19 protein-coding genes, 1 tRNA gene and 1 pseudogene are annotated in these 20,549 nt (G+C 70.0%); 6 read left to right on the forward strand and 15 right to left on the reverse strand.

Going from position 1 to position 20,549, the window contains the following annotated elements:
- Positions 1–101: 101 nt before the first annotated feature.
- Genes DW296_RS03305 through DW296_RS03320 form a run of 4 tightly spaced genes read right to left on the reverse strand, consistent with a single transcriptional unit; the run spans position 102 to position 2,614 of the window.
- Positions 102–482, reverse strand: coding sequence for a TadE family type IV pilus minor pilin (locus tag DW296_RS03305; RefSeq protein WP_240742971.1), 381 nt, complete (start codon positions 480–482; stop codon positions 102–104).
- The gene (locus tag DW296_RS03310) at positions 479–679 is read right to left on the reverse strand and encodes a DUF4244 domain-containing protein (RefSeq protein ID WP_025104272.1); all 201 of its coding nucleotides are present in this window, start codon (positions 677–679) and stop codon (positions 479–481) included. Before DW296_RS03310 ends, DW296_RS03305 begins: the two co-directional genes overlap by 4 nt.
- A 37-nt stretch (positions 680–716) precedes the next feature.
- The gene (locus tag DW296_RS03315) at positions 717–1,616 is read right to left on the reverse strand and encodes a type II secretion system F family protein (RefSeq protein WP_136051080.1); all 900 of its coding nucleotides are present in this window, start codon (positions 1,614–1,616) and stop codon (positions 717–719) included.
- On the reverse strand, positions 1,610–2,614 hold the full coding sequence (locus DW296_RS03320) for a TadA family conjugal transfer-associated ATPase (RefSeq protein ID WP_136051081.1): 1,005 nt from the start codon (positions 2,612–2,614) through the stop codon (positions 1,610–1,612). The genes DW296_RS03315 and DW296_RS03320 overlap by 7 nt, the downstream gene beginning before the upstream one ends.
- 398 nt (positions 2,615–3,012) lie before the next feature.
- Between DW296_RS03320 and acs the strand changes: the two genes are divergently transcribed.
- Entirely contained in the window at positions 3,013–4,980 is a 1,968-nt protein-coding gene (gene acs, locus DW296_RS03325; RefSeq protein WP_136051082.1) for an acetate--CoA ligase, read from the forward strand.
- Positions 4,981–5,078: 98 nt separating this feature from the next.
- On the opposite strand, the gene DW296_RS03330 is transcribed toward acs, so the two are convergent.
- Both DW296_RS03330 and DW296_RS03335 read right to left on the reverse strand, forming a co-directional pair.
- Positions 5,079–5,537 (reverse strand): RidA family protein, encoded by a 459-nt coding sequence (locus DW296_RS03330; protein ID WP_136051083.1) that lies wholly within the window; start codon positions 5,535–5,537, stop codon positions 5,079–5,081.
- Positions 5,534–5,758 carry a hypothetical protein gene (locus DW296_RS03335; protein ID WP_025104267.1) on the reverse strand — a complete coding sequence of 75 codons (225 nt, stop codon included), beginning with the start codon at positions 5,756–5,758 and terminating at the stop codon, positions 5,534–5,536. The genes DW296_RS03330 and DW296_RS03335 overlap by 4 nt, the downstream gene beginning before the upstream one ends.
- Before the next feature lie 89 nt (positions 5,759–5,847).
- Here DW296_RS03335 and DW296_RS03340 point away from each other — a divergent pair, with 89 nt between their 5' ends.
- The 5 genes from DW296_RS03340 to DW296_RS03360 all read left to right on the forward strand — a co-directional run bounded on the left by DW296_RS03340 (position 5,848) and on the right by DW296_RS03360 (position 10,808).
- On the forward strand, positions 5,848–8,406 hold the full coding sequence (locus DW296_RS03340) for a transglycosylase domain-containing protein (RefSeq protein ID WP_240742972.1): 2,559 nt from the start codon (positions 5,848–5,850) through the stop codon (positions 8,404–8,406).
- Positions 8,397–9,338: a metallophosphoesterase gene (locus DW296_RS03345; protein ID WP_136051084.1), complete on the forward strand. Its 942-nt coding sequence runs from the start codon at positions 8,397–8,399 to the stop codon at positions 9,336–9,338. The genes DW296_RS03340 and DW296_RS03345 overlap by 10 nt, the downstream gene beginning before the upstream one ends.
- A gap of 84 nt (positions 9,339–9,422) precedes the next feature.
- Positions 9,423–9,499, forward strand: a tRNA-Pro gene (locus tag DW296_RS03350).
- Between the two features lie 68 nt (positions 9,500–9,567).
- Positions 9,568–10,044 carry a VanZ family protein gene (locus DW296_RS03355; protein WP_136051085.1) on the forward strand — a complete coding sequence of 159 codons (477 nt, stop codon included), beginning with the start codon at positions 9,568–9,570 and terminating at the stop codon, positions 10,042–10,044.
- Positions 10,041–10,808: an HAD-IIB family hydrolase gene (locus tag DW296_RS03360; RefSeq protein ID WP_136051086.1), complete on the forward strand. Its 768-nt coding sequence runs from the start codon at positions 10,041–10,043 to the stop codon at positions 10,806–10,808. Before DW296_RS03355 ends, DW296_RS03360 begins: the two co-directional genes overlap by 4 nt.
- Before the next feature lie 85 nt (positions 10,809–10,893).
- Here the strand turns inward: DW296_RS03360 and DW296_RS03365 are convergent, their stop codons facing one another.
- The 9 genes and pseudogenes from DW296_RS03365 to DW296_RS16400 all read right to left on the reverse strand — a co-directional run.
- Positions 10,894–12,171, reverse strand: coding sequence for an alpha-hydroxy acid oxidase (locus DW296_RS03365; protein WP_136051087.1), 1,278 nt, complete (start codon positions 12,169–12,171; stop codon positions 10,894–10,896).
- Between the two features lie 10 nt (positions 12,172–12,181).
- Complete coding sequence (locus DW296_RS03370; RefSeq protein ID WP_136051088.1) at positions 12,182–12,904, reverse strand: FadR/GntR family transcriptional regulator; 723 nt, start codon at positions 12,902–12,904, stop codon at positions 12,182–12,184.
- 158 nt (positions 12,905–13,062) lie between these two features.
- The gene (locus DW296_RS03375) at positions 13,063–13,716 is read right to left on the reverse strand and encodes a thymidine kinase (protein WP_136051089.1); all 654 of its coding nucleotides are present in this window, start codon (positions 13,714–13,716) and stop codon (positions 13,063–13,065) included.
- A gap of 9 nt (positions 13,717–13,725) precedes the next feature.
- On the reverse strand, positions 13,726–15,198 hold the full coding sequence (locus DW296_RS03380; RefSeq protein ID WP_136051090.1) for a malate:quinone oxidoreductase: 1,473 nt from the start codon (positions 15,196–15,198) through the stop codon (positions 13,726–13,728).
- A 46-nt stretch (positions 15,199–15,244) separates the two neighbouring features.
- Positions 15,245–16,315: an aspartate-semialdehyde dehydrogenase gene (locus DW296_RS03385; RefSeq protein ID WP_136051091.1), complete on the reverse strand. Its 1,071-nt coding sequence runs from the start codon at positions 16,313–16,315 to the stop codon at positions 15,245–15,247.
- Positions 16,316–16,668: 353 nt separating this feature from the next.
- Entirely contained in the window at positions 16,669–17,949 is a 1,281-nt protein-coding gene (locus DW296_RS03390; RefSeq protein WP_025104257.1) for an aspartate kinase, read from the reverse strand.
- 81 nt (positions 17,950–18,030) lie between these two features.
- Entirely contained in the window at positions 18,031–18,945 is a 915-nt protein-coding gene (locus DW296_RS03395) for a DMT family transporter (RefSeq protein ID WP_136051092.1), read from the reverse strand.
- The gene (recR, locus tag DW296_RS03400) at positions 18,942–19,535 is read right to left on the reverse strand and encodes a recombination mediator RecR (protein ID WP_025104255.1); all 594 of its coding nucleotides are present in this window, start codon (positions 19,533–19,535) and stop codon (positions 18,942–18,944) included. The genes DW296_RS03395 and recR overlap by 4 nt, the downstream gene beginning before the upstream one ends.
- A pseudogene (locus DW296_RS16400) lies at positions 19,535–20,549 on the reverse strand (DNA polymerase III subunit gamma and tau); the annotation flags it as partial. The gene recR and the pseudogene DW296_RS16400, both read right to left, overlap by 1 nt.

A 20,549-nucleotide genomic window follows, 5' to 3' on the forward strand; every position in this document is an offset into this window, starting at 1 on the left:
CGCACGCTGTGCCGTGACCGCCGCGCCGCCCACGGCCGCAAGACCGACGGACAGCGTGGCGCTCACCACGAGGAGCGCGGCCGCGAGCGCCGAGCCCGCCATCAGCGACCCCCGTCCAGCGCACAGCTCGAGGCGCGCAGCGGGACGCTGATGACCGCTCCGAGGGAGACCCGGAGCGTCGCCGTGACGCACACGAGGTCGCCCGCAGGGGCGAACGCGGCACCGGCGCCCGGGATCGCCTCGTGGACGACCCGGGCTGCCGCTGCCGGGTCCTCGCCGCGGCCGAGCAGCCGCGCGGCGTCGGCGGCCGCATCCTGCAGCGCGACCTGCCTCGACGCCGCCACGAGAGCACCCGCCCCGAGCAGCAGCACCAGCACGATGGCGGGCAGCGCCAGGGCGAGCTCCGCCGCGACGGCGCCGCGGTCGCCACGCCACCGCCAGGGTGCCAGGGTCGCGCCGGCGTCGGGTACGCCGCCCGTCATGAGACGGTCAGGGCTCGACGGACGAGGCCCGTGAGGATGCCCCGCACCTCGTCCGAACGCATGATCGCCACGAGCAGACCGGCGAAGGCGACCGCGGCCATGGTGGTGATGGCGTACTCGGCGGTCGCTGCGCCGGTGTCGTCTCCGAAGAGAGCCCGGGCGCGGCGCCGGTCCAGGGTGGGCAGGGTGTCGTTCATCTTCGTTCCTCTTTCTTTGTGGGTGATCACGGAAGGGTCAGGTCGGCAAAGGCGTGGAGGCGAGCACGCTGAGCAAGAGGGGCGCCACGCCGAGCAGGAGGAACGCCGGCAGCGTGCACACGCCGAGCGGAAGCAGCAAGCGCGTGGAGAGGCGCGCGGCACGAAGACGCCCCTGGACCCTGGCACGATGCCGATCCTGTGCCGCCGCCGCGCGCAGCAACTCCACGGCGGGGACGCCGGCCGCACGGGAGAGCAGGAGCACCTGGCCGACGCGGTCGCGCTCGGCAGGATCGACGACTCCGGTCTCGGTGACGAGGGCGACGGCGCGATCGATCGGTGCACCACCCGTGAGCGCGACCGCGACAAGCTCCGCCGTCATGCCCGGCGTGCCCGGCTCGGGACGCGCACGGCGCAGCAGCCGTCTCGTCCACAGTCGGGCGACCACGACCAGCAGCAGGCCGGCGGCGACGCACGCACCCCCGAGGGGATTCCCGATGATCGCGCCCAGGGTGTCGAACCCCAGCGCGAAGCCGAGCAGCAGACCGACCAGCGGCATCCAGAGCAGCAGTCGCGCCGTGCCCGCCGGCTCGGCCAAAGCCACCCGGACGTCATCCGCCGCCGACGCGGCATCGCGCAGCGCCTCGGCAATGGTGCGGAGCACGTCGGCCAGCGGCGCTCCCACCGTCGTGGCGACCTCCCACGCCGCCGCCAGCTCCGTCCACATGCCGCCCTGCGCCTCGATCGCGGAGACCAGCGGCATACCCTCGTGCGTTCGCTCCAGCACCGCCGTCGCGGCGGGGTCTCCTGTGCTCGCGAGATGCCGCCAGGCGACGAGGGGGATCGCCCCGGCCTGTAGGAGCACCGCGAGCGTCTGGACGGAATCGGCGACATGCGGACCGGCCGCCGACGCCGGAGGCGGCACACGGAGCGTCACCACGGCTCGACCTCCTCGATCGCCAGACGGTCGCCCGCGAGCACGAGACGACCGGCCTTCGCGATGCGTCGCGCCCCGGCCGGGGTGCGCTCCAGGTGCAGCACGATGGTGAAGGCGCTCACCGCCTGACGGGCGAGGGCTACCGCATCCATGCCGGCGAGCGCTCCCAGGGCCTCCAAGCGTGCGGGGACGTCCGCCAGACCACTGGCGTGCAGAGTGCCGGCACCGCCGTCGTGCCCGGTGTTGAGCGCGGTGAGCAGCTCGCGGACCTCCTCCCCCCGACACTCGCCCACCACCAGACGGTCGGGCCGCATGCGCAAGGACTCGCGGACCAATCGCGCCAGATCGATCTGCCCGGCGCCTTCGAGATTGGCTTGACGAGCCTCCAGAGCGACATGGTGCGGGTGCCGGGGCCTCAGCTCCGCGACGTCTTCGATGGTGACGATGCGCTCATCGGGCGGGACCTCCGACAGCAGCGCCGACAGCAGCGTGGTCTTGCCGGAACCCGTGCCGCCGGTGAGCAGGAGGTTCGCCCGGTCGCGGACGAGCACGCCGAGCCAGCGCCTCTGCCGCGGATCGAACGCTCCGCGCGCCGCGAGCGCATCGAGGTCGGCCGCGTGTACGCGAGGGACGCGGATCGACACTGCTGTGCCCAATGCCGACACCGGAGCCAAGGCGGCGTGCACCCTGACGCCGGAGCCGAGCCGCACGTCGACGCACGGCGTCTGATCGTCGAGGTGTCGCCCTCCGATCGCGACGAGCGCCACGGCAAGCTCCCGGACCTCTCGCTCCGTCGCGCGCCAGTCCGGCACGCGTTGCGCGCCTCTCCCCCTGTCCACGAACAGCGCGTCCGCGCCGTTCAGGAACACGTCTGTGACCTCGTCGTCGACGAACGGCGCGAGCGGGGCGAATGCCGGCTCACTCCGGAGGGCTTCCTGCGGGGCGCGCGATGCGGCACGAGTCCCGGAAGGGCGAGGGTGGATGACGAATCGATCAGGCATACGGCGACGGTAGGCCGCGGCTGTGCGCGTCGACCGCGAGGGGCACATGTGCCGTCGGACACTGTGCACAACCAGACGCCACCCGGAGCGGTGCAGGAGTGGACCGCGGCGGACGAGGGGGCGGGAGCGCTCCCATGAGAAAGGGCGGCACCTCACGGGGGGAATGAGATGCCGCCCACGGCGGCTCTCGATCGGGGGAATCGGGCACGCCAAGGCCGGAATGAGATTTCGGCTGTCGTCGAGTGTACGCAAGGCGACCGTCCTGACAAAACCCATCGGACTACCGACTTTTGGCAGTATTCGAGGGTCAGGGGCGGGGATAGATTCGCCCTGACCTGGTCGCACTCCCCCTGCGGCCATGCCTGCACGACCCGAACGCCGCAAAGGAGCGCCTGCCGATGAGCAGTCAGATCGATCACCTTCTCGACGAGACCCGGCGCTTCGCGCCGTCGGAGGAGTTCGCCGCCCAATCCGTCGCCTCGAAAGAGCTCTACGAGCGCGCTGCCGCGGACCGGGAGGGCTTCTGGGCCGATCAGTCGCGCGAGCTCGTGCACTGGCACAAGCCCTTCACGCAGGTCCTCGACTGGAGCAATCCACCCTTCGCCAAGTGGTTCGACGACGGGGAGCTCAACGTGGCCTACAACTGCCTCGACCGGCACGTGGAGGCCGGCAACGGCGACCGCGTCGCGCTCTTCTGGGAGGGTGAGCCCGGCGACAGCCGACGCATCACCTATGCCGAGCTGACGGACGAGGTCAAGCGCGTCGCGAACGTGCTTGAAGGCCTCGGCGTCGGCCAGGGCGACCGCGTCGCGATCTATCTGCCGATGATCCCTGAGGCGATCGCCGCGATGCTCGCCGTGGCGCGCGTGGGCGCCATCCACTCGGTCGTCTTCGGCGGTTTCAGCGCGGACAGCCTGCGCTCCCGGATCGACGACGCCGGAGCCAAGCTCGTCATCACGGCGGACGGCGGGTACCGCAAGGGCCGCGTCTCCGCGCTGAAGCCGGCGGTGGACCAGGCGCTGGCCGACCGCGGCGAGGGCGAGCAGCAGACGGTCGAGCACGTGCTCGTGGTCAAGCGCGGCGAGAACGAGGTGGAGTGGACCGAGGGCCGCGACCTCTGGTGGCACGACGTCGTCCCCGCCGCCTCCGCCGATCACACCGCACAGGCGTTCCCCGCCGAGAACCCGCTCTTCATCCTCTACACCTCGGGCACGACGGGGAAGCCGAAGGGCATCCTGCACACCTCCGGCGGATACCTCACTCAGGCGGCCTACTCGCACAAGAACGTCTTCGACTTGAAGCCGGAGACCGACGTCTACTGGTGCACCGCCGACATCGGCTGGATCACCGGACACAGCTACGTCACCTACGGCCCGCTCGCGAACGGCGCGACCCAGGTGCTGTACGAAGGCACCCCGGACACGCCGCACCCCGGCCGCTGGTGGGAGCTCATCGAGAAGTACAAGGTCTCGATCTTCTACACAGCGCCGACCGCCATCCGCTCGTTCATGAAGATCGGTCGCAGCGTTCCCCAGAAGTTCGACCTGTCCTCGCTCCGCGTGCTCGGCTCGGTGGGCGAGCCCATCAACCCCGAGGCCTGGATGTGGTACCGCGAGGTGATCGGCGCGGGGAAGACCCCGATCGTGGACACGTGGTGGCAGACCGAGACCGGCGCGATCATGGTGTCGGCGCTCCCCGGCATCACCGCGACGAAGCCGGGCTCCGCCCAGGTGCCGCTGCCCGGCATCTCGATCGACGTGGTGGACGAGCAGGGCGTCGAGGTCGGCAACGGCAACGGCGGGCTCCTCGTCATCACCGAACCCTGGCCGAGCATGCTGCGCGGCATCTGGGGCGACCCGGAGCGCTTCCGCGAGACCTACTGGGAGAAGTTCGAGAAGCAGGGCTACTACTTCGCCGGCGACGGCGCGCGGCTCGACGAGGACGGCGACCTCTGGCTGCTCGGCCGCGTCGACGACGTAATGAACGTCTCCGGCCACCGGCTGTCGACCGCGGAGATCGAGTCCTCGCTCGTCGCGCACGAGGCCACGGCCGAAGCCGCCGTCGTCGGCGCCTCGGACGAGACCACGGGTCAGGCGGTCGTGGCGTTCGTGATCATCAAGGAGAGCTACCTCTCCGCGCACGATCCGGCCGGACTCGCTCAGCAGCTGCGGCTCTGGGTCGGCGAGCAGATCGGCGCGATCGCCCGTCCGCGTGACGTCTACATCGTCGGGGAGCTGCCGAAGACCCGCTCCGGGAAGATCATGCGTCGTCTGCTCCGCGACGTGGCCGAGGGGCGCGAGGTCGGTGACACGACGACGCTCGCAGACACCGCCGTGATGAGCATCATCTCCGCCCAGGTCAAGTAACGCGAGACCCCGGGTTCACGCCGAGACCCCCTGCTGCGGATGTCTGCAGCAGGGGGTCTCGACGTGTGCCCGGGGTCTCGGCGTGCCGGGCGCGGGAACTATGCGAGGCGGAACGTGACCTCGACCTCGACGGGACTGCCGAGCGGGAGCTCCGCGACGCCGACCGCGGCGCGGGCGTGCTGCCCCTCCTCACCGAAGATCTCGCCGAGCACCTCGCTCGCGCCGTTGATGACGGCAGGCTGTCCGGTGAAGCCCTCCGCCGAGCCGACGAACCCGCCGACGCGGACCACACCGGCGATCCGATCGACACCGCCGGCGACATCGGCAGCCGCAGCGAGCGCGTTCAGGGCGCAGGTCCGGGCGAACGCCTTGGCGTCCTCCGCAGAGACCTCCGCACCGACCTTGCCGGTCGCCGGGAGGGCGCCGTCGACGAAGGGGAGCTGGCCCGAGGTGTACACGAGTCCGCCGTGCACGACCGCCGGCACGTAGGCGGCGACGGGAGCGGCGACGGCGGGCAGCTCGATGCCGAGCTCGGAGAGACGGGCGGCGACGCTCATGCCTGACCTCCCTCGAACTGGCGCGAGGCCTCGGCGGCGGCGGCGAGACCGGCGTTGGTCGAGCCGTCCGTGGTCACGGGGCGCTTGAAGTAGGCGACCAGACCGCCTTCGGGGCCCTGCACCACCTGGACGAGCTCCCAGCCCTGCTTACCCCAGTTGTTGAGGATGGCCGCGGTGTTGTGGATCAGCAGCGGCGTGGTGAGGTACTCCCACGTGGTCATGGCACTCCTGTCGATCAGGGCGCGTCCAGGGCAGACCGGGCCGCGCTCATCAAAGCCGGTATTCAGGGAACTCCCCTACGATCAAGCGTATGCCCCAAAAGAACCGCACGGTGAAGGGCGTGCTCGGCGGTCTCGTCGGGCTCGTCGGACTGAGCGCCATCGCCGGTCTGCTGGTCACCGCCAGCGTCACCCCCGTCCTCGCGATGACCGGCGTCGCCGGCTCCACGGCGCTGACCATCTTCGATGAGCTGCCCGAGGTGCTCAAGGTCGACACCCCGATGGAGCAGTCGACGATCTACGCGACCAACCCCGAGGGCAAGCCGGTCGTGCTGGCGTCGTTCTACGAGCAGAACCGCGTGCCGGTCACCTACGAGCAGGTCGCCCCCGTCCTCTACGACGCGATCCTCTCCAGCGAGGACAAGAACTTCTACACCCACGGCGGCGTCAACCTCGGCGCGACCGTGAAGGCCCTCGTCGACAACGTGCGGGGCACGTCCAGCCGCGGCGCCTCGACGATCAGCCAGCAGTTCGTGAAGAACGTCCGCATCCAGCAGTGCGAGCAGAACGTCGACACGGCTTCCGAGACGTACGCGGACGAGCTGCAGCAGTGCTGGCAGGATGCCACCAACGCCTCCGGTGTGGACGGCATCGAGCGCAAGCTCCAGGAGATGCGCTACGCCATCCAGATCGAGAAGGACTACTCGAAGAACGACATCCTCCTCGGGTACCTGAACATCGCGAACTTCGGCGGCACCGTCTACGGCATCGAGGCCGCCTCGCGGTACTACTTCTCCACGACCGCGAGCAACCTCACGGTGGGGCAGGCCGCGACGCTCGCCGGCATCGTGCAGAACCCGAACACGTACCGCATCGACAAGCCCGGCGGGACCTACACGACCAAGGACGGCGTCGCGCACAACTCCGAGGCGGACGGCTACAAGGACGCCAAGGACCGCCGCGACTACGTGCTCGGCCGCATGCTCACCGACGGCAAGATCACCCAGGCGCAGCACGACGAGGCCGTCGCCGCGGCGATCACGCCCGCCATCAAGGTACCGACCCAGGGCTGTGCCGCTGCGGGACGCAACGCCTACTTCTGCCAGTACGTGAAGTCGATCGTCGAGAACGACGAGGCGTTCGGTGCGGACATCCAGGAGCGTCGCGACCTGCTGCGCCGCGGTGGGCTCAAGATCTACACGACCCTCGACTTCCGCGTGCAGGACCCGGCGGCCGAGGAGATGGCCAACGTGGTCTTGCCAAATCCCGACAACAAGTACTTCGGTGCTGCCGGCGTCTCGATCGAGGTCGGCACCGGCCGCATCCTCTCGATCACCCAGAACACGAAGTTCTCGGAGACTCCGACGACGGATCAGGCGTACTCCTCCCTCGTCTTCGCGGGCGACCAGAAGTACGGCAACTCCGGCGGCTTCCAGGTGGGCTCGACCTACAAGCTGTTCACCCTCATCGACTGGCTCGAGAAAGGCCACTCCGTGCGGGAGTCCTTGAATGGTGCGGTGCGGACCAACCTGCAGATCCCCGTCTGCGGCAGCCCGCAGACGACGGACACCGCGAAGATCGGCAACTTCAACCGCGTTCGCGGATTCACGGGGACCCCGATGGCCTTCACGGCGCAGTCCCTCAACAGCGGGTTCTTCGCCATGGCGGCCAAGCTCGACGTCTGCGACATCAACAAGGTCGCCGACAAGATGGGCGTCACGCTGGCCAACGGCAACAAGGTCACCGAGGAGAACGTGCCGTACGACGTGCTCGGCCCGAAGAACATCTCCCCCATTGCCATGGCCAACGCGTACGCGACCGTCGCGAGCGGCGGCACGTACTGCACACCGCGCGCGATCGACAAGGTGATCGACGCCGAAGGCAAGGAGCGCCCGCTCCCCAAGGCCTCCTGCACCGAGGGCGTGCTCTCGAAGGAGGTCGCAGCGACCGCGGCCTATGCGCTGCAGGGCGTCATGAACGGAGGCACGGGCGCGGTAGCCAACCCGCGCGACGGCACCCCGCTGATCGGTAAGACCGGGACGCACGACCTGTGGTCGACCATGATGATCGAGTCCAGCACCAAGGTCGCGACCGCGGTCTGGGCCGGCCGCTCGAACGGCAACCACGACACCGTGTTCAACGTCTGGAACAACAACCACAAGCTCAACGAGGTGCGGTACCCGCTGGCGCGCGCCGCGCAGTACGCCGCGAACCAGGCCTACGGCGGCGATCAGTTCCCGCAGCCGGACGGCAAACTCATCCGTCAGGAGCGCGTGAACGTGCCGGATGTCGTCGGCCAGACCGTCGAGGAGGCGACCGCGACCCTCGAAGGCGCCGGGTTCGATGTCTCCGTGGGCGACCCGGTGGACAGCGACAAGGCGACGAACATCGTCGTCGAGCAGAGCCCGTCCGGTCAGGCCGCTGCCGGTGCCACGATCACGATCTCGCCCAGCAACGGCAACGGCGCGACCGTCCCCGACGTGACGGGGCAGAGTCCGACCGAGGCCAACGCCGCGCTCGTCGCCGCCGGCTTCACGACGGTCGAACGAGAAGGCTCCTGTAACGCCGAAGACGCGACGGTGACGGCGACGACCCCGGCCGCGAACTCTGCGGCGACGAAAGCCACGCCGATCCGAGTGTCGTGCAAGTAGGTACGCCCCGCGCGGCGCACCCGGCCCTCATCGCGCTCGGCGCGGTGGGGGCCGTCGGTGCGGCCGCCGCGATCTGGGGTATCGGCATCGAGCGGTACCTGTTCACGGTGCGGGAGGTCTCGGCGGAGGCTCTTCCCTCCGGCGCGGCACCTCTGCGCATCCTGCACCTCTCCGACGCCCACATGGCCCCCTGGCAACACCGGAAGCAGGACTGGCTCGCGTCCCTGGCCGATCTGAAGCCCGACCTCATCGTCAACACGGGCGACAACCTCGGGCACGAAGAGGGTCTGCAAGGCATCCGGCGGGCGTTCGCCCCGTTCGCCGGCATCCCGGGGGTGTTCGTGCATGGCTCCAACGACGTCAACGGCCCCTCCCCTCGCAATCCGCTCCGGTACTTCTCGGGACCGTCGCAGAAGCACCGCGAGCCCACCCTGCTCGACACCGCCGCGATGGACCGCTACTTCACGGACGAGCTCGGCTGGGCCGACCTGAACAACACGGCGACGCGCCTCACGGTGCGCGGCGAGGCGGTCGACCTGTTCGGCGTCGACGACGCCCATCGCGACTGGGAGCGCCTCGACGTGCTGCCCGCGGCGCTCGAAGAGCTCGGGCCCCGGTCGGACGCCACTCCCGTGCTCGGCGTCACGCATGCGCCGTATCAGCGCGTGCTCAACGGCTTCGTCGACCTCGGCGCGGACGCCATCCTCGGCGGCCACACCCACGGCGGACAGGTCTGCCTTCCCGGCTTCGGCGCCATCGTGGCCAACTGCGACATCCCCCTGAAACAGGCCAAGGGACTCAGCACCTGGACGCATGGCGACCGTTCGGTGCCTCTGAACGTCAGCGCAGGCTGCGGGCACTCCATCTACGCGCCCGTCCGCTTCGCGTGCCGTCCCGAGGCGACACTGCTCACGCTGACCCCGCGCGCCTGACCCCGCGAACGGTTCCGCCACGCGGGTCGGAGTGCTCGATTCGGCGCTGGAGACATTTCGCTGTAGACTCGGAGGGTTGCAAAACGGGGTGTGGCGCAGCTTGGTAGCGCGCTTCGTTCGGGACGAAGAGGTCGCAGGTTCAAATCCTGTCACCCCGACCAGTGACACGAGAAGGCCGCCCGCAGGGGCGGCCTTCTCTGTATCGGGATGTCGTGCGAGAGGGGAACGCATGGGGAGGCTCCTGCCACCGCCGCGACGTTCGACGCGCGTGTGGGCCGTCGCCCTCGGGCTCCCCTTCGTCATCGGCGTCGCGTTCCTCACGCTCACGCCCGCGCGGGTGGAGCAGACGATGCCCAACCTGCTCGATCTCCTCCTTCGCGCGATCCAGCGGCTCGGCTGGACGAGCCTGGACTTCACGCGACTCGAGGTGCTGGCGAACGTCGCCGTCTTCATCCCCGTCGGGGTGCTCGCGTTCCTGCTCGTGCCCCGACGCGCGTGGCCGCTGTCGCTGCTCGTAGGTCCGGCCCTCTCGCTGGCGATCGAGACGGCGCAGTACCTGGCCCTCCCGCACCGCGCTGCGACCGTGAGCGACGTGCTGGCCAACTCCACCGGGGCGAGCATCGGCGTCGTCCTCACGATATTCTGCACGCTGCTCGCCGCCACACCGTCCTCCCGGCCGCGAACACCTACAGTGGAGGCATCATGACATCGCCCTCTCTCGTCGCCTTCGACCTCGATGACACCCTTGCGCCTTCCAAGGGCAGGATCGACCCGCAGATCGCCGCGCTCCTGGGCGAGCTGCTGCGTTCGGTGGATGTCGCGATCATCTCCGGCGGCAACGAGGCGCAGTTCCGGACGCAGGTGGTGGCGCAGCTCGCCGACGCCGACCCGGCGGCCCTCGCCCGACTGCATCTGCTCCCGACGTGCGGCACGCGGTACCTCCGGCATGACGGCACCGATTTCGTCGCTGTGTACGCCCATGACCTGAGCGACGAGGAGAAGACCGCCGCTCTCACCGCGCTGCGCGAGGAAGCGGAGCGTCTCGGACTCTGGGAGGCCGAGCCGTGGGGAGAGATCCTGGAAGACCGCGGCTCGCAGATCACGTTCTCCGCGCTCGGCCAGCAGGCCCCGCGCGAGGCGAAGCATGCGTGGGATCCGACGGGGTCGAAGCGCGGGGCGCTGCGCGACGCCGTCGCCGCACGGCTCCCTGGCCTCGAGGTGCGCTCGGGCGGCTCGACCTCGATCGACATCACCCGCGCCGGGATCGACAAGGCGTTCGGCATGCAGCAGCTCGCCACCCACACCGGCATCGAGCTCACGGCGATGCTGTTCTACGGCGACCGTCTCGACGAGGGCGGCAACGACTACCCCGTCCTGGCCCTGGGTGTGCCGTCAGTGGCCGTCGAGGGCTGGGAAGACACGGCTGCGCGCCTGCAGGAGCTGCTGCCGACCCTCTCCACCCGGGTCTGACGGGCACAGCCGCACGACCTCGGCTCGCCTGCACGACGGGAGGACCGAATCCGTCGCGCAGGCGTTGCCTGGTCGTGCAAGTGGGTCAGTGCACCTCGACGCCGGCCGCGCGGGAGACGGGCACCAGACGCGTGAGCTGGGTCACGTGCGCGGGCTCCAGCTCCGCGAGCGAGGCCACGCCCAGCAGCCGCATCGTGCGCTCGATCTCGCCGCGCAGGATGGCGATGGTGCGGTCGACGCCCTGGCGACCTCCCGCCATCAGACCGTAGAGGTACGCGCGACCGATCAGCGTGAAGTCGGCACCGAGCGCGACGGACGCCACGATGTCGGCGCCGTTCATGATGCCGGTGTCGATCATGACCGTGAAGTCGTCGCCGACCGCACGACGGACCTCGGGCAGGAGGTGGAACGGGATCGGGGCGCGGTCGAGCTGGCGGCCGCCGTGGTTCGAGAGCACGATGCCGTCGACGCCCGCGTCCCGTAGACGCACGGAGTCCTCGACGTTCTGCACGCCCTTGATGACGATCTTGCCGGGCCAGATGTCGCGGATGACGGCGAGGTCGTCGTAGCTGATCGTCGGGTCCATCGCCGCGTCGAGGAGCTCGCCCACGGTGCCGCCGGTCGTGCTCAGCGACGCGAACTCCAGCTTCGGGGTGGTGAGGAAGTCGAACCACCACCAGGGTCTCGGGATGGCGTTGATGATCGTGCCGAGGGTGAGCTGCGGCGGGATGCTGAAGCCGTTGCGCTTGTCGCGGAGACGGGCGCCGGCGACCGGGGTGTCGACGGTGAACTGAAGCGTGTCGAAGCCCGCGGCGGCGGCGCGACGGGCGAGCTCGTAGGAGATCTCGCGGTCGCGCATCACGTAGAGCTGGAACCAGTTCCGACCGGGCACGAGGCCCTGCGGCTCCCGCACCGTCGCCGCCTTGACGTCTTCGATCGAGGTGGTCCCGAGGGTGGACAGCGTGAACGGGATGCCTGCGGCGGCCGCGGCACCGGCGCCCGCGATCTCGCCCTCGGTCTGCATGAGCCGAGTGAAGCCGGTCGGCGCGATGCCGAACGGGAGCGCGGACGGACCGCCGAGGATCTCAACGGCCGTGTCGACGTCCGGCGCCGGCTTGAGGATGCCGGGGTGGAACTCCACGTCCTGGAAGGCCTGGCGTGCCCGGCTCAGCGACAGCTCACCCTCAGCAGCGCCGTCGGTGTAGTCGAAGGCGGCCTTGGGCGTCCGGCGCTTGGCGATCTTCCGCAGATCGTCGATGGTGAGCGCGGCGTCGAGACGACGCTTGCGCCCGTCGAGCTCGGGCTTCTTGAACTTCATGAGCTCCAACAGCTCGGCGGGATTGGGGAGCTGGCGCTGGACCATTGTCTGCCTCTCAGTTCTGCGGGGTGATGGCGCGGGTGAGGCCCGCGGCGGTGTAGTAGCCGGTGATGTGGGCGCGAACGAGACGGCGCGCGGCACGGGCATCGCCCTCATCGATCGCCGCGACGAGGGCGCGGTGCTCGGACCGCAGACGCTCGGCCATGCGATCCCAGTCGTCGACGGTCGCCGCGCCCGCGAGCACGTACGACTCGATGGCGGAGCGGAGTCCCGCCATCATCGCCGCGATGACCGTGTTGCCGCTGCCCTCCGCGAGGGAGAGGTGCAGCTGCGCGTCGAGGGCCAGGAACTCGGCCGGAGTGAGGGCGCCGTCATCCATGGCGGTGAGCAGCTCGTGCGCCCGCGCGGTGTCCCGCTGGGCGGCCGATGCCATGGCGTCGACGACCGCATCCTCGAGCACGAGCCGCGTGCGGACGACGTCATCGAGGGGGAAGCCCTGCGCGGCCACCTGGAGCCGGAGGAGCGCCGACATCCCGCCGGTGGGGGTGGCGATCACGATGGCACCCGCCTGCGGCCCGGAGCCGGTGGCGGTGCGGATGAGGCCGAGCACCTCGAGCACGCGGAACGCCTCCCGGACGCTCGATCGTCCGACGCCGAGGTCGCTCGCGAGGTCCCGTTCGGACGGCAGCCGGTTCCCCGGCCCGAGACGACCGTCGAGCAGATCACGCTCGATGTGCTCGAGCACGAGTCGCCATGCGCGCGCCGGCTGCTCCGTCATCCCGCCTCCTGTGGTCAGACCACAGGTTAGCGCGTGTGGTCAGACCACGCAATACGACGATGCTGCGCGCGCGATCCACCCCGTTTCGTGCGTCCCGGCCCGGTGCGTACGCACGCAGAGGGGTGGAGCGACCGCAGAGGGGTGGGTCGACGGGAGGGTCAGCCCAGACGGCCGCCGGACTCTTCCAGGTAGCAGGTGCCGCACAGCGACTCGTAGGTCGTGAGCTCGGGCGACGCGGAGCCGTCGGCACCCTCGTCGATCGCGACCTGGTCGCCGTCGAACACGAAGCGGCCGCCGACCACTCGGCCGTTGAACACCGCCTTGCGCCCGCAGCGGCAGATGGTCTTGAGCTCTTCCAGGGAGTGCGCGATCGCCAGAAGACGGGCGGAGCCGGGGAAGGCGTGGGTGCGGAAGTCGTTGCGGATCCCGTAAGCCATCACCGGGATGCCGTCCTCCACCGCGATGCGGAAGAGATCGTCGACCTGTGCGGGCGTGAGGAACTGCGCCTCGTCGACAAGCAGGCAGGCCACATCGACAGGCCCGGTCGGGAGGAGTTCCTCCTCCGTCGACCGCCGCATACGCCCCCGGTGGAGCGAGAAGAGTGCGCGGGCGTCGTCGTCCGGCCCGATGAGGAAGTCGACCGGTCGCGTGACCCCGAGGCGACTCTCGATCTCGCCGGCGCCCTTGGTGTCGATCGCGGGCTTGGCGAGCAGCACATGCTGGCCGCGTTCCTCGTAGTTGTATGCAGCCTGCAGCAGGGCAGTCGACTTGCCCGAGTTCATCGCGCCGTAGCGGAAGTAGAGCTTCGCCACGGTCCGAGGTCAGGCGTTGATGCCGAGGACGGCGGCGGTCGCGGTGGTCGACTCCTCCGCGAGCTCCGCGTCGCCGTTGAGCTTCCGGCCGAAGGTGGGGATGAGGTCGCGCAGCTGCGACTCCCAGCCCGGGTACTCGCCGGGGAAGCACTTCTTCAGCAGGTCGAGCATGATCGGCACGGCCGTCGAGGCCCCGGGGGATGCGCCGAGGAGACCGGCGATCGAGCCGTCACCCGAGGCGACCACCTCGGTGCCGAACTGCAGCACGCCGCCCTTCTTCGGGTCCTTCTTCATGACCTGGGCGCGCTGACCGGCGTCGATGAGCGTCCAGTCCTCGTCCTTGGCCGTCGGCATGAACGTGCGGAGGCTGTCGACCTTCTTGCGGTGGTTCTTCATCAGCTCGCTGATGAGGTAGGTGATGAGGTCGGGGTTGGCGAAGGCGACGCGCAGCATCGGCCAGAGGTTGTGTGGCCGCACCTGCGTGACGATGTCGAGCATCGAGCCGTTCTTGAGGAACTTCGGGCTGAACGTCGCGAACGGTCCGAACATCAGCGATGCCTCGCCGTCGACGACACGCGTGTCGAGGTGCGGGACCGACATCGGCGGCGCGCCGACCGAAGCCTGCGAGTAGACCTTCGCCTTGTGCTGCGCGACGATCTTCGGATTCGTCGTCTTGAGGAACTGACCGCCGATCGGGAAGACGCCATAGCCCTTGATCTCAGGGATGCCAGAATTCTGCAGGAGCTTCAGCGCCCAGCCGCCGGCCCCGACGAACACGAACTTCGCCTTGATCTCGTTCGGGGTGCGGCCGACCGTCGTGCGGTACTTGATGAGCCAGGTGCCGTCCTTCTGACGCTTGAGCGACTTGACCTCGTGGTTCGTACGCACCGAGACGCCGGAGTCGCGGAGGTGACCGAAGAGCTGGTGCGTGAGGGCGCCGAAGTCGACGTCGGTGCCGGCGGGCACCCGGGTCGCCGCGAACGGCTCGCCCTTCCGGCGCTTCTGCATGAGCAGCGGCGCCCACTGGTTGATGACGCGGGAGTCTTCGCTGTACTCGATCCCCGCGAACAGCGGCTGCTCCTTGAGCACCTCGTAACGCTTCTTGAGGTAGGCCACATCCTTCTCGCCCCGCACGAACGTCATGTGCGGCGTCGCGTTGATGAAGGTCGACGGCTCGTCCAGCACACCCTTCTCGACGAGGGAGGACCAGAACTGGCGGCTCTGCTGGAACTGCTCGTTGATCGAGATCGCCTTGGCGGGGTCGAGCGGAGCGTCGCCCTGCTGCGGCATGTAGTTCAGCTCGCACAGCGCAGCGTGCCCGGTCCCGGCGTTGTTCCACGGGTTCGAGCTCTCCTGCGCCACGTCCGACAGCCGCTCGAAGGCGACGATCTTCCAGTCCGGCTGCAGCTCGTGCAGCAGGGTACCCAGGGTGGCGCTCATGATGCCACCGCCGATCAGGACGACATCGACGTTTTCAGTCACCCGAACAGTCTAGTTCGCGGCCAGGACACCGCAGACCATGCAGCCCTCAGGCGACCGGGGCGAGACGCTCCGCGAGCACCTCGGCGATCTGCACCGCGTTCAGCGCCGCTCCCTTGCGGAGGTTGTCGTTGCTGATGAAGAGCACGAGGCCCTTGCCCTCCGGAGCCGACTGGTCGGCGCGGATGCGACCCACGAAGCTCGGGTCCTTGCCTGCGGCCTGCAGCGGGGTCGGCACCTCGTCGAGCACGACGCCGGGCGCCGCGCTCAGCACCTCCGTCGCGCGCTCCGGAGTGAGGTCGCGGGAGAACTCGGCGTGGATGGACAGCGAGTGACCCGTGAACACCGGCACGCGGACGCAGGTACCGGCGACGCGCAGGTCAGGCAGCTCGAGGATCTTCCGGCTCTCGTTGCGGAGCTTCTTCTCCTCGTCGGTCTCGTTGTCCCCGTCGTCCACGAGGTTCCCCGCGAGCGGGATCACGTCGAAGGCGATCGGCGCGACATACTTCTCGGGCTCGGGGAAGTCGACCGCGGAGCCGTCATGCACGAGGCGGAGGGTGTCGCCCTGCGCGAGCACGCCCTCGACCTGGCCGAGCAGTTCCTGCGCGCCGGCGAGTCCGGAGCCGGACACCGCCTGGTAGGTCGACACGATCAGGCGCTCCAGGCCGGCCTCGGCGTCGAGGACCTTGAGCACCGGCATCGCCGCCATCGTGGTGCAGTTCGGGTTCGCGATGATGCCCTTGGGCCGGTCGTCGATCGCGTGCGGGTTCACCTCGCTGACGACGAGGGGGACCTCGGGATCCATGCGCCAGGCGCTCGAGTTGTCGACGACCACGGCGCCGGCCTCGGCGAAGCGGGGGGCGTAGGCGCGGCTCGCGGTGGCACCGGCGGAGAACAGCGCGATGTCGATCCCGGACGGGTCCGCGGCCTCGACGTCCTCGACGATGACCGTCTGTCCGCCGAATTCGATCGCCGTGCCCGCGGAACGCGCCGAGGAGAACAACCGCAGCTCGCGGATCGGGAACGAACGCTCCGCGAGAATCTCGCGCATCACAGTGCCCACCTGGCCGGTGGCGCCGACGATGGCGACGGAGAGTCCTGATTCGGAGATGCGGGTCATGATGTTCCTTGGCTTCGTGCGGTACGGCGTACGAGGCTTCGGGCGCGGCGTCGGGATGCTGATGCTGCGCCTGGCGCCGGTGTCAGGGTTTCCGCGAGTCTATCGCGCTGCGACCACCCCGAAGCCCGCCCGTTTCACGAAGGTAGCCGCCCGCGGCGAATCAGGTGAACGCGGGAGAACAGGCACGCGCGGACAGCACAGCCTGAACCAGCGCGAACGCCTGAGCTGGCGCGGGCCCGGGGAGAACAGGCAGTCTCGCGAGAACAGGCGGACGCGCGAGAACAGGCACATGTGCACAGGGCCGCCTGAAGCAGCGCGAACACCTGTGCTGGCGCGCGGGAGAGGCTGCGGGGTCAGCGACCGGTGCCGGCGTGGACTGTGGCCTCCGCGTCGCCGTCGAGACCGTAGGCGGTGTGCACGGTGCGGGCGGCCTCGGTGAGGTCGGTGTCGCGGAGCACGACCGAGATGCGGATCTCGGAGGTCGAGATCATCTCGATGTTGATGCCGCCGGCGGACAGGGCCTCGAACAGGGTCGCCGAGACACCGGAATGCGTGCGCATCCCCGCGCCGACCACGGACAGCTTGCCGATCTGGTCGTCGTGGATGAGGTTCTGGAAGCCGACCTCGGTCTGCTCGCCGGCGAGGGCCTTGAGCGCGGCAGCGGCGTCGGCCTTGGGGACCGTGAAGGAGATGTCCGTGCGCCCGGTGGCGGAGACGTTCTGCACGATCATGTCGACGTTGGCGCCGGACTTCGCGACGATCTTGAAGATCTCGGCGGCCTTGCCCGGGACATCGGGCACCCCGGCGACGGTGATCTTGGCCTGGCTGAAGTCGGTGGCGACGCCGGCGACGATCGGTTCTTCCATGACTGCTCCCTCGGCTTCGCGAGGGTTCTTCATACCCTCGCCCAGAACGTATGTGCCCTCGGCCGACGAGAACGTCGACCGGGCGTGGATGAGGACGCCGTGCCGGCGGGCGTACTCCACGGCACGGATGTAGAGGACCTTGGCGCCGTTGGCGGCGAGCTCCAGCATCTCCTCGCTGGAGACGTGGTCGAGCTTCTGCGCCTTCGGGATCACGCGGGGGTCGGCGGTGAAGATGCCGTCCACATCGCTGTAGATCTCGCAGACGTCGGCCGACAGCGCGGCCGCCAGTGCGACGGCCGTCGTGTCCGACCCGCCACGGCCGAGCGTGGTGATGTCGCGGGTGTCGCGGTTGAAGCCCTGGAAGCCGGCGACGATGACGATCGCGCCCTCGTCGAGCGCCTCGCGGAGCCGGACCGGGGTGACGTCGACGATACGCGCCGCCCCGTGCTGCGAGTCGGTGATCATGCCGGCCTGGCTGCCGGTGAACGACCGGGCCTCGAAGCCCATCGAGTGGATCGCCATCGCCAGCAGCGCCATCGAGATCCGCTCGCCGCTGGAGAGGAGCATGTCGAGCTCGCGCGGTGCCGGGATCGGCGCGACTTCGTTCGCGAGGTCGAGCAGCTCATCGGTCGTGTCGCCCATGGCGCTCACGGCGACGACCACGTCGTGACCGGCGCGACGGGTGTCGACGATGCGCTTGGCGACGCGCTTGATGCTCTCTGCGTCGGCGACCGACGAGCCGCCGTACTTCTGCACGATGAGGGCCACGTTCACTCCCTGGGATGACGGGCGGATCCGCCCACGGTCATTCTACGATCGGCGCGCATGCCGCCCCGCGCATGTGACGGCTCAGGCGGGGGCGGGCGGGACGGGCGTCATCGGTCGCAGCCGCCCTCCGGTGGCGGCGAACCAGCACCCGACGATGATCAGCGGGAATCCGAGGAGGAGTCCCGGCGTGAGCGGTTCGGCGAGCACGATGGCCCCGAGCACGATCGCCACGACCGGGTTCACGTAGGTGAACAGCGGCGCCCTGACCGGTCCGACCTCGCGGATGAGCGCGAAGAAGGCCAGGAAGGCCAGCGCCGTGCAGATGACCGCGAGGGCGAGCAGCGCACCGATCGACGGGAGCGTGGGCACCTGGTGCTGCGTGAGCAGACCGATCGGGAGGTAGAAGATGCCGATCATGAGCAGCGACAGCGTGATCGTGCCGAGCGAGGGGACATCGTTCAGCTTGCGCGCCACGATGAACGGCGCGATCGCGTACAGCACCGCGACGAGCAGCACCTCCCCCGCCGCGAGCAGGCTCACCTCTCCCCCGAAGAGCCCCGGCCCCGCCACGACGATGGCGACGCCGACGAAGCCGACCAGCAGGCCGATGCCGCGGGCGGGACGCAGCACGCCGCGGTCGCCACCACCCAACGCGATGAGGGCGGCGAACAGCGGCACCGTGGCGACGAGGAGTCCGGTCATTCCGGAGGGCAGCGTCATCTCGGCATGCCCGAGGAGCAGGAACGGTCCGGCCATCTCCACGGCCCCGAAGGCCAGCACCCACGGCCAGTGCCGCAGCGCCGCGCGGAGGGCGCCGCTGCGCAGGGCGAACGGAAGCAGGAGGAGAGCGGCGATCAGGGTCCGTCCCGCGACGATCGCCGGCGGGGAGATCGAGTCAACCGCCACGCTGATGAAGAGGTAGGGCACGCCCCAGAGCAGGGCCATGACTCCGAAGAGCAGCCAGCCCCGGCGGGAGAACCCGGACTGCGGGGTCACAGCACGCGCCGGCCCTCGAAGGCCCGGCCGAGCGTCACCTCGTCCGCGTACTCGAGGTCGCCGCCGACCGGGAGGCCCGAGGCGAGCCGCGAGACCGTGATCTGCATCGTCGTCAGGAGCCGGCTCAGGTAGCTCGCCGTCGCCTCCCCCTCCAGGTTGGGGTTCGTGGCGATGATGACCTCCTGCACGGTGCCGTCGGCGAGCCGCGTCATGAGCTGGGCGATCCGGAGGTCGTCCGGGCCGATACCCGCGATGGGGCTGATCGCGCCGCCGAGCACGTGGTACAGGCCGCGGAACTCCCGCGTGCGCTCGATCGCCGCGACGTCCTTCGCATCCTCGACCACGCAGATCAGCGCCTGGTTGCGGCGCGGGTCGCGACAGATCGCGCAGCGCTCCTGCTCCGCGACGTTGCCGCAGATCTCGCAGAAGCGCACCCGGATGCGGATCTCGGTCAGCAGCTCGGCGAGACGGGCCACGTCGAACGTCGGCGTCTGCAGGATGTGGAACGCGATGCGTTGCGCCGACTTCGGGCCGATGCCGGGAAGGCGGCCGAACTCGTCGATCAGCTCTTGGACGATGCCGTCGTACATCAGGAGAACCTCGTGGGGGGCTCGTAGGGCTCTTCGCGAAGGAACGTCGCGCCGAGCACCTGGCGGATCACGGCCTCTCCGTAGCGCTGCACGCCGCCGGCGGGGGTGCGCTCGACGACGACCGGTGGAGCGGCCGCGGGGGCCGTACGGGCGGCCGCCTGCGGGGCCGCCGCCGGAGTCGCACGTGGGGAGGGTGGGCGGTCGTACGGAGCCGGGGGCTCGTAGGCCGGATCGTACGGCGGCTCCTCGTCGAACGCAGGAGCGTCGTCGTCGCCGGGCAGCGGCGGCTCATCGCGGTCGACTCTGCCGTCGGCCGGCGGGGTCGGGGCGGCGGAGGCGGCCTCGACCTCCTCCGGCTCCTCGTCGACGGCGAGGGGCGCTGCGGGCGCGGCGGCCGCGGTCGTCGGGATCGGTGCGACCGCCCACTCCGTCACAGGGGCTGCGGCGGCGCGCGTCTGCGGACGAGAGGGAGGTGCTGACGCAGGCTCCGATGCGGGAGCGGCGTCGGCCGGTGCAGCGGATCCGGAGGAGGCCGGCTGCCGCGGCGCCCCACCGGGCGGCATCGGGGCGGGGAGGTACTTGACCCGCACCCCGACCTCCTGCTCGATGGCCGTGCGGAGGTGGTCGGACGGGCCGGAGCCGGGGGTGGTCCCCTTGAACTTCGCGACATCGTGCTGGCTCGTGAATCCGAGGGTCAGAACTTCCGAGTCGCTGTCGTAGGCCAGCGGCTGCACAGCGGTGGCGAGCAGCCAGGACGTGCGGCTGATGCCTTCGAGGCGCTTCAGCACGGCCGGCCAGGCGTCGCGGACGCGGTCGAACGTGACGGGAGCGGACGATGCGGACGGTGCGGACGACTCCGGGGCCGGAGCGGGTGCGGGTTCCGGGGAGGGCTCGGGCTCGGCAGCCGGCGCAGGACCGGAGGCCGCCGGCGCGGGACTGGAGGGGGCCGTCGCGGACGAGGCCGATGCAGATGCCGATGCCGTGGGCGTGGGCGTCGCCGGCTCGGGCTCGGGC

The organism is Microbacterium sp. K36 (genome assembly GCF_004794355.1).
Taxonomy (GTDB): Bacteria; Actinomycetota; Actinomycetes; order Actinomycetales; family Microbacteriaceae; genus Microbacterium; species Microbacterium paraoxydans_D.

Excerpts from the sequence above, each read along its gene's own strand:
- DW296_RS03305 (WP_240742971.1), bottom strand. The coding sequence starts at position 482 with ATGACGGGCGGCGTACCCGACGCCGGCGCGACCCTGGCACCCTGGCGG.
- DW296_RS03310 (WP_025104272.1), bottom strand. The coding sequence starts at position 679 with ATGAACGACACCCTGCCCACCCTGGACCGGCGCCGCGCCCGGGCTCTC.
- DW296_RS03320 (WP_136051081.1), bottom strand. The coding sequence starts at position 2,614 with ATGCCTGATCGATTCGTCATCCACCCTCGCCCTTCCGGGACTCGTGCC.
- acs (WP_136051082.1), top strand. The coding sequence starts at position 3,013 with ATGAGCAGTCAGATCGATCACCTTCTCGACGAGACCCGGCGCTTCGCG.
- DW296_RS03330 (WP_136051083.1), bottom strand. The coding sequence starts at position 5,537 with ATGAGCGTCGCCGCCCGTCTCTCCGAGCTCGGCATCGAGCTGCCCGCC.
- DW296_RS03335 (WP_025104267.1), bottom strand. The coding sequence starts at position 5,758 with ATGACCACGTGGGAGTACCTCACCACGCCGCTGCTGATCCACAACACC.
- DW296_RS03340 (WP_240742972.1), top strand. The coding sequence starts at position 5,848 with ATGCCCCAAAAGAACCGCACGGTGAAGGGCGTGCTCGGCGGTCTCGTC.
- DW296_RS03355 (WP_136051085.1), top strand. The coding sequence starts at position 9,568 with ATGGGGAGGCTCCTGCCACCGCCGCGACGTTCGACGCGCGTGTGGGCC.
- DW296_RS03360 (WP_136051086.1), top strand. The coding sequence starts at position 10,041 with ATGACATCGCCCTCTCTCGTCGCCTTCGACCTCGATGACACCCTTGCG.
- DW296_RS03365 (WP_136051087.1), bottom strand. The coding sequence starts at position 12,171 with ATGGTCCAGCGCCAGCTCCCCAATCCCGCCGAGCTGTTGGAGCTCATG.
- DW296_RS03370 (WP_136051088.1), bottom strand. The coding sequence starts at position 12,904 with ATGACGGAGCAGCCGGCGCGCGCATGGCGACTCGTGCTCGAGCACATC.
- DW296_RS03385 (WP_136051091.1), bottom strand. The coding sequence starts at position 16,315 with ATGACCCGCATCTCCGAATCAGGACTCTCCGTCGCCATCGTCGGCGCC.
- recR (WP_025104255.1), bottom strand. The coding sequence starts at position 19,535 with ATGTACGACGGCATCGTCCAAGAGCTGATCGACGAGTTCGGCCGCCTT.